This is a genomic window from Mucilaginibacter sp. PAMB04168 (assembly GCF_039634365.2).
GTDB lineage: Bacteria > Bacteroidota > Bacteroidia > Sphingobacteriales > Sphingobacteriaceae > Mucilaginibacter.
The window spans coordinates 4843356-4855177 of record NZ_CP155079.2 but is presented as its reverse complement, the minus strand read 5'-3'; the positions used below and the strand labels follow the sequence as shown (position 1 = coordinate 4855177).

Sequence of the window (11822 nt, the reverse complement as noted above, 5' to 3'; positions counted from 1 at the left end):
TTATTTGATAAAGACGGCCTGAATGTTCATGATGAAATTTTAATTTTTCATCATCACTGCGCTGTCATTCACTTCAAACGTATGATTCTTCAATAAATTAATTATTTCAGCGCCAGCCAGCAAAACAGGGCCATAACCATGTGCGGCATAAACATTTACCGGGCGGTAGTAATAAAATGCCGGGTCGAAAGCCATACCGGTACCTACACAAACGCCTTCAACCTGTCCTTGTGCATTCACCTTGGTAGCTGTAGCATTCCAGGCCAGCAAAGTTGCCGGTCCAAATGCCTTGCCGTTAAGCCAGCCCTGGTTAATGCCCCGGGCAAAACAGTAAGCATAAATAGCCGTGGCCGATGTTTCCAGGTAGCTGTCATTGCGGTCTAATAACTGGTGCCAAAAGCCTTGGCTAGATTGGTAGGTAACCAAGCCTTTAGCTAAGGCCTGGTATTGCTGCAATACCGCTTTGCGGCCCGGGTGTTGCTCGGGTAGTACGTCCAGCAGCTCCGTCATGGCCATCAGGGCCCAGCCATTGGCACGGCCCCAGTGAAACTGTGGGTGTACGTCCATTTCCTCAACCCAGCCGTGCATGTAAACCCCTTTTTCGCGGTTAAACATGCGGGCGCTAAATTGTAAAACCTGTTTTACAGCATCATCATAATATTTATTATCGCCGGTAAGCTTACCCATTTGGGCCAGCGCCGGTACGCTCATAAACAAATCATCCAGCCACAAAGTATTCTTAAGCGGGCGGTTACGGGCTAAAGTACCGTCGGCAAAGCGCTGTTGTTTGGCCGATATAAAATTGATAAAATTATTGGCCATAGGGCGCAGGTTAGGCGATGCATTGCCGAGGCGTATAGTTTTAATGGTAGCCGCACACAAAGCGCCGGCATCATCCAAAGCGCCCGGTTCCATCACTGAGTGCAGCGGGTTGCGGCGTGATGGGTATTGCAGGTTCAGTTTCTTGAAAACCGGCACAGCATCAGCCAAAAAGGTTAAGCGGGTTTTGGTATAATCGGTATAGCGGCTATCGCCCGTAGCCTGGCCAGCCAACAACATACCAGCATAGGTAACGCCCCACTCATAACTGGTTAGCCTGAAATCGCCGGGTTTAAATATGGTAGCCGTATCGGCATTATTTAAAGCAACAGTAGCATTGGTGCGGCGGTTAATAAACTGCGTTGGGGTGCCCTTGTCCAGGTAGTCCAATATACGGTCGAGCGTTTGCTTTACCTTGGCCTGATCTGTGATGTCATACGGAACAGGATAGTTCACTTTCATGGCATGCAGCGGTGTTACCACGTCATTTACTTTCTGGCTAAAGGCCAATTCACTGGCAAGTAATCCGCAGCAAAGCATTAATCCGGCTTTAGTGGCTTTCATATGGGTTATTCAGGTTGTAGATGCTATGGCTATAGCATAAATAAGTAACAATTGGTTGATGAAGATACGATGATCCGCATCCTTACAAATTAAAGTGAAATAAAGTTAATTAACCAACACGAAGCAGACAGTATAGGACGGTTAAACTATTACCAGCTCAACTAATCTGTTAACTTTGGCTGCTTGCCTTTACTAACCTAAAGTACATGAAAAGATTTGTATACCTATTGACTATGCTGCTGGTAGCAGCAGGCGCCTTCGCGCAAAATGCTAAAAACGAAGTTTACCTGTTTTGCTATTTTAAAGGCAGTAGTGCCGATGGCCTGCACCTGGCCGCCAGTACCGACGGCTTAAAATGGCAAGCCTTAAAAGGTGATAGCTCATTTTTGAAACCTGCCGTAGCGAGTGATAAACTGATGCGCGACCCCTGTATACTGCGTGGAGCCGACGGGCTTTTTCATATGGTGTGGACGGTAAGCTGGAACGATAAAGGAATAGGCTACGCTAACTCGCCCGATTTGATCCACTGGTCGGAGCAGCGCTTTTTGCCGGTGATGGCTGCTGAGAAAGGTGCGCGTAATACCTGGGCGCCAGAGGTAACTTATGATGCCGCCACCAAACAGTACATGATTTACTGGGCCAGTACTATCACGGGCCGCTACCCACTGGCCGATACCATAACCGAAAAGGGGTACAATCATCGTATTTATTACACCCTGACTAAAGACTTTAAAACCTTTACAGCAACAAAGCTCCTGTACAATCCAGGCTTTAATTGCATTGATGCCAGTATACTGCCTTTTGGGAAAAAATTCATCATGTTTTTTAAAGATGAAACGGTGAAGCCGGTACAGAAAAACATTAAGATTGCTTATGCCGATAAAATAACCGGTCCGTACAAGCAGGCAGGTACGCATATTACAGGCGATTACTGGGCCGAAGGACCAACCGCACTGCAAAAAGGTAAAGAGTGGATACTATATTTCGACAAGTACCGCAACCACAAATACGGAGCGCTTACCTCAACCGACCTGAAAACTTGGACGGATATATCTGACCAAGTACAATTACCCTCCGGCATACGGCATGGTACGGTATTCAAAATTACCGTTGCCGAATATGAGAAGTTGAAGGCGGCAAAAAATTAAGAACGAAGAAATTATAAACATTGATTAAGCTGACGCTACAGGAGTAAAATTTACTGGACAAGCCCAATGTTACTTATATAAAGTTAAAGTATCCCCATCAAATAATGAAAACGGTTATAAAGTTATCTTTTGTGTTCTTGCTACTTGTTTCATCTACCAGCATCTTTGCACAAACTAACAAACATAGCAAACCAGCACCGAAACCCCTTTTTCGCGACCCGATTTACGATGGCGCAGCCGATCCGGTAGTGATATGGAATAAAGGAGAGAAGAAGTGGTTCATGTTTTATACAAACCGCCGGGCAAAGGATACCACTGTGGGTGAGGTAGAGTGGGTTCATGGCACCCGCATTGGTATTGCTGAATCAAAAGACGGCGCTACGTGGAAATATCGTGATACCGCTGATATTCAGTATCGCCCAACCGCTGGTTATACACACTGGGCTCCAGAGATTATTGAACACAACGGGTTATATCATATGTACCTTACGTATGTACCAGGCGTGTTTAAGGATTGGAGTCACCCCCGAAACATTTTACACCTCACCAGCACCAACCTGCTGAACTGGAAGTATGAATCAACCCTCAAACTGGCTACCGACAAGGTTATTGATGCTTGTGTGGCTCGTATGCCCAATGGCAACTGGCGCATGTGGTACAATAACGAGCGCGACCATAAGTCTATTTACTACGCCGATAGTAAAGACCTGTATAGCTGGACCGACGGTAAAAAAGCTGTAGCCGACCAAGGGGGCGAAGGCCCCAAAGTATTTACCTGGAAAGGTAAGTACTGGATGATAACCGACGTTTGGCGTGGTTTGGCCGTGTATAGCTCTGATGACATGCTGAACTGGAAACGCCAGCCCGATAATATTTTACAAGCCCCCGGTACCGGTGCTGATGACGGCGTAATAGGGGGCCATGCCGACATTGTGGTGAACCATGACCGTGCCTACATCTTTTACTTTACGCATCCCGGCCGTACTACACCGCCGGCTACCAGCCAGTATGAGCGGCAACGAAGCAGTTTACAGGTGGCCGAGCTGAAGTATGCAGATGGTAAACTTACCTGCGACCGTAATGCCCCAACCTACATTAGCTTAAAGCCTTAGCAGTGATTGTATCATTGCTGTTATAAAGTGGTTGTAATTGCCGGTTCACGGCCTTTTCAGGACGGTACAGGATACCCTTTAGCCCTGCATCAGATAAATTTGAGCCTACAGTATCTAACCAAATCTGCACCGTGCAGTTATAAACCGCTGTATAATATTTAATGTTACAGATCATGAAGCCGATGGCTATCAAATATTTGGCCCTGTCGTTTGCCGGGCTCTGCGCAAGCTTAGCTACGCCTGTTTGGGCACAAAGCGCGGCAACCAACTACCGGTTCGACCTAAGCGGAGCTAAGCCTAAAGCCGGTTTTACGGCCGTTGGCACGTCAAAAAATTATAATAACGATTATGGATTTGACATGGGCACTGCTTCGCAGGTTATCATGCGTAAAGGTCATAGCAGCAGCTTTGTAACCAGCAATAAACCATTTTACTTTTCGGCAGCCGTACCCGAGGGGAATTATAAAGTAACACTAACCCTTGGTGATGCTGAAGGCCCTACCCAAACTACCGTTAAGGCCGAGTCGCGCCGTTTAATGGTCGAAAACTTTGCCACCAAGCCTAATGAATCAAAAAAGGTAAGTTTTATAGTTAACATCCGTATGCCGCAGATTGCTAACGGCGAAATGGTAAAACTGAAACCCCGTGAAAATGGCAAGCTGGATTGGGACAATAAGCTTACACTTGAGTTTGCGGGTAACTCTGCTGTTAGTGCTATTGAAATTGAAAAGGTAGACAATCAAATTACCGTTTACCTGGCAGGCAACTCAACCGTGGTTGACCAGGACGATGAGCCCTGGGCTGCCTGGGGACAAATGATACCTCGTTTTTTTAAGCCAGGTGTAGCCATTGCCAATCATGCTGAGTCGGGCCTTACGCTGGGAAGTTTTATAGGCAGTAAGCGCCTGGAAAAAGTAATGAGCCTTATTAAACCCGGCGATTACCTGTTTATAGAGTTTGGCCATAACGATCAGAAAGAGAAGGGCCCTAACGATGGCGCTTATAAATCTTATACCGAGCGCTTAAAGCTGTTTGTAATGCAGGCACGCGAACATAAAGCCAACCCAGTTATTGTAACTTCAACAGCCCGCCGCTCATTCGATGCCGAAGGTAAAACGGTAAACACACTGGGCGATTACCCAGCTGCCGCCCGCAAGGTAGCCCAAGAACTTAATGTGCCTTTGATTGACCTGAACCAAATGGTAACGAAATTTTACGATGCCCTGGGTGTCGAAAATTCTAAGAAAGCACTGGTACATTATCCTGCTAATACCTTTCCCGGTCAGGATAAGGCTTTAGAAGATAATACACACTTTAACCCTTACGGTGCCTACGAATTGGCCAAATGTATTGTAGAAGGAATTAAAACGAATAACCTGGGCCTGAAAAAGTATCTGGTTGATACCAAAACGTTCGACCCATCAAAACCTGATCCCATCGAAAGCTTCAACTGGCCGCTAAGCCCCAAAAATTCTGCCATTAAACCAGATGGTAACTAACCAAAACTACCTGTTATGAAAAAGAAACTGTTCGCCCCGCTGTTCGCTCTTAGCTTCTACTGCATAGCTGCACAAGCGCAACCCGTGCTCGAAACCGGCGCTAACAAACAGCCCATGGCCGTTGCCCAATGGATTGACAAAGATACCGGCCACAAAGTAGTGCGCTTAGTTAACCGACCCGGCGGCAACACCAGTTTCTATTTTAACAACAACTGTTTTGTACCTCAGCTAAAAAGCGAAGGCGATATCATGGTTTTCTCAGGTGGTACAACAACTGATGGCAAACAGTTATTCACCCTTAATCTGAAAACAAAAAAAGTTGCACAGCTAACCAACAGGGCTCGCGTGGCCGGCGAAATGGTTTGCGCTAAAACACGTGAGGCCTATTACCAAAGCGGCGATAGCGTGTTTGCTGCCAACGTAGATACCCGTAAAGAGCGTTTTATTTATGCTTTCGACCCCTCATTTAAGGGCAGGGTGGGTACGGTAAATGCCGATGGTACTTACATGGCCTGCGTAAAAGCAGTAGGCGACCAGGAGCGTGAGATATTAAAGCAGTACCCTGAAAAAAAAGATTTCTTCCAGCGGATTTACAACGCACATATTGAGCATGTGCTGTATATACTCAACACTAAAACCAAGGAATTGAAGGAAGTAAACCGCGAGAACGAGTGGACCAACCATCTGTTGTTTTCTACTACTGATCCAAACATACTTTCCTACTGCCATGAGGGCCCTTGGGAAAAAGTAGACCGCATCTGGAACTACAATATCAAAACCAACAAATCTACCCTTTTGCATAAGCGTACAATGCCTATGGAAATTGCCGGTCATGAGTTCTGGTCGCCAAATGGCAACACGGAGTGGTTCGATCTGCAAAAGCCTAAAGGGCAAACCTTCTTCCTAGCCGGATACGATATGAAAACGGGTAAAGAGAAGATTTACGAAATGAACCGTAATGAATGGTCAATCCATTTTAATGTAACGGCAGATGAAAAGCTTTTTTGCGGTGATGGCGGCGACCCGGGCCAGGTTGCCAAAGCGCCCGATGGCATGTGGATCTATCTGTTCAGGCCCGAAGGTGATAAGTTCAAGTCAGAAAAGTTGGTTAACATGAAGAATCACTATTATAAGCAAGAGCCTAACGTACACTTCTCTCCCGATGAAAAATGGGTGATTTTTCGAGCTAACTTTGAGGGGCACGATGAAATTTACGCAGTTGAAGTAGCCAAAGCTGCCAAATCAAACAAGGCAGAATGATTTCATATATGACGATTAAGATGAAATACTTGCTGCTTTTAGTTACATCGGTGGTGTTAAATTTACCCCTGACTAAAGCTGCTGACGAACCAGGCTGGGTTAAAACGGTAGGCGCGAAAAATTTTCCTTATAAAACCAAAGTTTACCTCGTTAGCGATTACAAAGCAGTAAACGATGGCAAAACACTCAGCACCAAAGCTATTCAGCAGGCCATAGACAAATGTTCAGCCGCTGGTGGCGGTATTGTTGAAGTTAAGTCTGGAAAGTATTTAACCGGTTCACTGTTCATCAAAAGTAATGTGAACTTGCAACTGGACGAAGGTGCCGAATTAATGGGCAGTCAGAACATTGCCGACTACCCGGAAATAGATACACGTATAGCCGGTATAGAAATGAAATGGCCCGCAGCGCTTATCAACATTATGGGGCAGCGCAATGCAGCTATTACAGGTAAAGGGTTGGTAAATGCACAAGGCAAGCCTTTTTGGGATTTATACTGGAATATGCGTAAGGAGTATGAGCCTAAAGGTTTACGCTGGATAGTGGATTACGATGCCAAAAGGCCACGAACACTGCTGGTAACGAACTCAACCGACGTAACCATCAAGGGCATTACCCTGCAGCAGGCCGGTTTTTGGACGGTGCAGTTACTTTACTCCAGCCAAGTGACCGTTGATGGCATTACCATTCGTAATAATGTAGATGGCCACGGACCAAGCACCGATGGAATTGACGTGGATTCATCAACCAAGATATTGATTGAAAATTGTGATATTGATTGTAACGACGATGATTTTTGCCTGAAGTCGGGCAGAGATTGGGATGGCCTGCGGGTGAATAAACCTACCGAGTACGTAGTTATTCGCAACTGTGTGGCCCGGGCAGGCTCGGGCTTGCTTACGCTGGGTAGCGAAACATCGGGGGGAATACGCCACGTGTACGCAACCAACCTGGTAGGCAACGGAACAAGCAACGGCTTAAACATTAAATCGGCCACTACGCGTGGTGGAACGGTGGAAGATATTCATTTCACTAACATCACTATGAACAACGTACGAACGGCCTTCCAGATCACCATGAACTGGAACCCGAGCTACAGCTATTCCAAGCTGCCCGACGGTTATACCGAAAGTACCCTGCCGCCGCACTGGAAAAAAATGCTCACCAAGGTAGAGCCGGCATCCAAGGGTATTCCGCATTTCAAAAACGTTTTTATTTCTAACATAAAGGTCAACGGCGCTAAAAAAGCCGTTAATGCTATCGGTTTGCAAGAATCACAACTGCAAAACTTTCAGTTTGATAAGGTGAATATGACGGTTGAAACAGCGGGCGAAGTAAAGTATGCTCAAGGCTGGAAATGGAATAATAGCACTATTACCGCTACTGATAATTCAAAACTAACTATACCTAATCTGCTTTCGGCTAAACCTTAACGGTATGAAAAAATATTTCGTTACAGCCTTCTCATTATTGGCTATTGCTGTTACCGCACAAGCCCAGCGCCCCACAGTTAAACGTGTCAATGTAGCTTTTGATACCAATTGGAAGTTTCACAAAGGCGATACCACCGGCGCCGAACAATTGGCTTTTGACGATAAAAAGTGGCGTGAGGTAACCGTACCTCACGACTGGAGTATTGAGGGGCCCTATAGTCAAACCAATCCTACCAGCCGGGGAGGAGGGTACTTGCCATCAGGCGTGGGCTGGTATCGCAGTAAACGTTTTACGTTTAGCAAGCCGGCTACTCCTAAGTTAATGTATGTGGAATTTGATGGTGTGATGGCTAATAGTGATGTGTGGATCAATGGGCATCATTTAGGCAAAAGACCTTATGGCTATAGCACATTCAGATATGATATCACACCTTACCTTACTTATGGTAGCTCAAATGTTATTTCCGTAAGGGCTGATAATAGTATTCAGCCTGCATCGCGGTATTACACAGGCGCAGGTATATACAGGCATGTAAGGTTAGTGCAAACCGATTTGGTACATTTAACACCTAACGGCGTATATATAACCACACCGGTTGCCACCGCCGCAAAAGGTACTGTTAAAATTCAGGCACAGGTAAAAAATGAATCTGATAAGTCAGCTGATTACAAGGTAATTACCACCATAACCGATAATGCTGGTAAAATCGTAGCCACGGTTGAAAAAAGTCAATCGGTTAAGGCAGGTGTAACGGCTGATTTTATGCTGCAAGCCGATGTGAAATATCCAAAGTTATGGAACCTGGATCAACCTAATCTCTATACCGCTATCACTACGGTTAATCAGGGCAGTACAGTAATAGATGATGAGAAAACCGTTTTTGGCATCCGCGAAGCAAAATTTGAAGCGGCGACTGGCTTTTGGCTTAACGGAAAGAATATAAAGATAAAAGGTGTGTGTTTGCACCATGATGGTGGCGCCGTGGGTGCTGCAGTACCTTTAGATGTTTGGGAAGAACGCTTTAAAACGCTGAAACAAATTGGTGTGAACGGCATCCGCACATCTCACAACCCTGTAGCACCTGAGTTTTTGGACCTGTGCGACCGCATGGGCTTTGTAGTAATGGATGAAACCTTCGATACATGGAATGCCTCCAAACCCAATGGCGAAAAAGGCTACAACCTGTATTTTACCGACTGGTGGGAACGCGACACCCGCGAAATGGTTATGCGTGACCGCAACCACCCATCTATCGTTATTTACAGCGTAGGGAACGAAATTCATGATAACCTGAACGATTCTACTGGATTTAAGAAATATCGCGATCAGCAAAATCTCATTCATCAGCTTGACCCGGGCAGGCCGGTTACTATGGCGCTGTTCAGGCCCAACGTATCTGGTGTGTATGCCAATGGTTTTGCAGCTATGATGGATGTAGTAGGTCAAAATTATCGCGAGAAAGAAATCATAGCTGCGCATGAAGCGCACCCTGATTGGATTGTAATTGGTACTGAAAACGCGCATGACATAGCCCAGTGGCTGGCCCTGCGCGATAAACCCTATATGGCAGGCCAGTTTTTATGGACGGGCATAGACTACCTGGGCGAAGAAGGCTGGCCTAATACAACGCATGATTCTGGCCTGATAGACCGCATGGGTAACTGGAAGCCGCTGGGTCTGCAACGCCAAAGTTGGTGGAGCGACAAGCCGGTTGTACACATGGTAAGGCGTGCCGATAACGATGGTACAGGCAACTGGGTAGCCAACTGGACACCCGCCGATTTCGGGACCTACGATAATGCCAAAGTGCAGGTGTACAGCAATTGCGACGAGGTAGAACTGTTTTTAAATAGCAAATCACAAGGTATAAAGCCAAAACCGGCCAATGATGCGCCGCGCGAATGGGACCTTACTTTTGAAAAGGGAACATTAAAAGCGGTAGGTCGCAACAAGGGTAAAGAAGTTGCAACAGAAGAATTTAAATCGGCCGGTGCGCCGGCCAAACTGCTGCTTACGGCCAGCCGCAATCAGTTAACGCACCGGTGGGACGATGCTGCACAGGTAAACGTTACCGTAGTAGATGCAGAAGGTAACGTTTGCGCTAATACTGATGATCTGGTGAAATTTAGCATCAGCGGCCCGGCCGAAATTGCAGCAGTTGACAATGGCAATGTAGCCAGTCATGAATCATACCAGGGGGGCGCGCGTAAAGCTTATCAAGGCCATTGCATGGCGTTGGTAAAGGGGAATAATCAAACTTTAAAAACAGGGCCGGTTACTTTAAAAGCTACCATGGCCGGTTTGCCCGAGGCCGCTATTACTTTACAAATTGTACAGTGATTAAACTATGCCAACTATTAACTATCCTAATTAAGTAACAATATATCATTATGAAGCTAATTAAAATAACCACTGTAGCCGCCTTAGCTTGCTTAGTGGTACTGGCTTTTAAACAGCCATCCAAACCAACTATTTACCTCATTGGTGATTCTACGGTGCATAACAGCGATAAGGTGCAGTGGGGCTGGGGCTCCATATTGGGCAGCTATTTTGATGAAAGCAAGATCAGCGTAAATAACCAGGCTATGGCCGGGCGCAGCACCCGTACTTTTATAAAGGAAAACCGCTGGCACCGGGTGGATAGCATGCTTCGTCCCGGCGATTACGTGCTGATGCAGTTTGGCCACAACGAGGGCAGCAAGCCGGATACAAACAAGGCAGGTTACCGGGGTGTTTTAAAAGGAACTGGTGAGGAAACAGTGGAACTAACCTGGCCAAACGGTACCAAGGAAAGCGTGCATACTTACGGCTGGTACCTGCGCAAGTTCATCCGCGAAACCAAAGCCAAAGGCGCTACACCAATTGTACTGTCTATGATTCCACGTAACGAATTTAGAGACGGCAAAGTGCTGCGTGCCGATAATGATTATGGCAAATGGGCTAGGGAAATAGCTGAGCAGGAAAAAGTGGCTTTCATAAATCTGAACGGCATATCCGCCGATAAATATGATGCCTGGGGTGCCGACTCGGTTAAGAAATTCTTTCCCGGTGACCATACTCATACCAATAAACTGGGCGCTACGGTTAATGCCGAGTCGGTAGTAGCAGGTATTAAGGCCAACAAATCAATTACATTAAATAAGTACTTAAAGAAATAAGATGATGCGTTCTAATCAATTGAAGACCTTGCTTTTTGCGGTAGCACTGGTGTTTACTGCCGGTGTATTGTTCTCATTTATGCAAAAGCCCAAGCCGGTGCTATACCTTGTGGGCGACTCAACCGTAAAGAACGGCAAGGGTAAAGGTGATGGTGGCCTGTGGGGTTGGGGCAATTACCTGGGTACTTACTTTGATACCACTAAAATTACGGTTGAAAATGATGCATTGGGTGGTACCAGCAGCCGCACGTTTCAAACGCAGGGCTGGTGGGATAAAGTACTGGTGAAAATTAAACCCGGCGATTACGTGATCATGCAGTTCGGGCACAATGACGCCAGTCCGCTGGTAGATAGTTCGCGCGCCCGGGGTACCATTAAAAACAACAGTGATGAGCAGCAGGAGTTGTATAACCCGCTTACTAAGAAGAACGAAGTGATACACAGCTACGGCTGGTACCTGCGTAAAATGATCAATGAGGCCAAGGCCAAAGGAGCCACCGTTGCCGTATGCTCGCTCATTCCGCGCGATAACTGGAAAGATAGTAAGGTTAACCGCAGTACTGACAGCTACGTTTTATGGGCCTCTCAGGCAGCTAAGCAAGCCGGTGCTACATTTATAGACCTGAACGCACTAGTGGCCGATGTTTATGACCAGGAAGGTGAAGCCAAAGTTAGATCAACCTACTTTACAACCACCGACCATACCCATACCAGTGAGGCCGGCGCCAAATTAAATGCCCAGCTCGTAGCCAAAGGAATTAAAAACAGTAAAGGCTTTTCATTAAGTAAATACTTGGCAAAGTAAGTCTCGCTCCGCGCGGGTATACG

General features: G+C 46.4%; 9 protein-coding genes. 8 read left to right on the top strand and 1 reads right to left on the bottom strand.

Translation table 11 applies throughout. The annotated features are described in order from the left end of the window. Window positions 1-39 precede the first annotated feature (39 nt). A complete protein-coding gene (locus tag ABDD94_RS20505; protein WP_345953791.1) occupies window positions 40-1383 on the bottom strand; it encodes a glycoside hydrolase family 88 protein in 1344 nt (447 codons plus the stop codon). Between the two features lie 206 nt (window positions 1384-1589). Between ABDD94_RS20505 and ABDD94_RS20500 the strand changes: the two genes are divergently transcribed. From ABDD94_RS20500 to ABDD94_RS20465, 8 genes are all read left to right on the top strand, one after another. Continuing rightward, the gene (locus tag ABDD94_RS20500; protein ID WP_345953790.1) at window positions 1590-2531 is read left to right on the top strand and encodes a glycoside hydrolase family 43 protein; all 942 of its coding nucleotides are present in this window, start codon (window positions 1590-1592) and stop codon (window positions 2529-2531) included. 104 nt (window positions 2532-2635) lie between these two features. Continuing rightward, window positions 2636-3643 carry a family 43 glycosylhydrolase gene (locus ABDD94_RS20495; RefSeq protein ID WP_345953789.1) on the top strand — a complete coding sequence of 336 codons (1008 nt, stop codon included), beginning with the start codon at window positions 2636-2638 and terminating at the stop codon, window positions 3641-3643. A 161-nt stretch (window positions 3644-3804) separates the two neighbouring features. Next, the gene (locus ABDD94_RS20490; protein WP_345953788.1) at window positions 3805-5142 is read left to right on the top strand and encodes a rhamnogalacturonan acetylesterase; all 1338 of its coding nucleotides are present in this window, start codon (window positions 3805-3807) and stop codon (window positions 5140-5142) included. A gap of 15 nt (window positions 5143-5157) precedes the next feature. After that, window positions 5158-6402: an oligogalacturonate lyase family protein gene (locus ABDD94_RS20485; RefSeq protein WP_345953787.1), complete on the top strand. Its 1245-nt coding sequence runs from the start codon at window positions 5158-5160 to the stop codon at window positions 6400-6402. A 20-nt stretch (window positions 6403-6422) separates the two neighbouring features. Further along, a complete protein-coding gene (locus ABDD94_RS20480; protein ID WP_345953786.1) occupies window positions 6423-7835 on the top strand; it encodes a glycoside hydrolase family 28 protein in 1413 nt (470 codons plus the stop codon). Between the two features lie 4 nt (window positions 7836-7839). Further along, on the top strand, window positions 7840-10176 hold the full coding sequence (locus ABDD94_RS20475) for a glycoside hydrolase family 2 TIM barrel-domain containing protein (RefSeq protein ID WP_345953785.1): 2337 nt from the start codon (window positions 7840-7842) through the stop codon (window positions 10174-10176). Between the two features lie 50 nt (window positions 10177-10226). Beyond that, the gene (locus ABDD94_RS20470; RefSeq protein ID WP_345950242.1) at window positions 10227-10994 is read left to right on the top strand and encodes a rhamnogalacturonan acetylesterase; all 768 of its coding nucleotides are present in this window, start codon (window positions 10227-10229) and stop codon (window positions 10992-10994) included. 1 nt (window position 10995) lies between these two features. After that, complete coding sequence (locus tag ABDD94_RS20465; RefSeq protein WP_345950243.1) at window positions 10996-11799, top strand: rhamnogalacturonan acetylesterase; 804 nt, start codon at window positions 10996-10998, stop codon at window positions 11797-11799. Window positions 11800-11822: the final 23 nt, after the last annotated feature.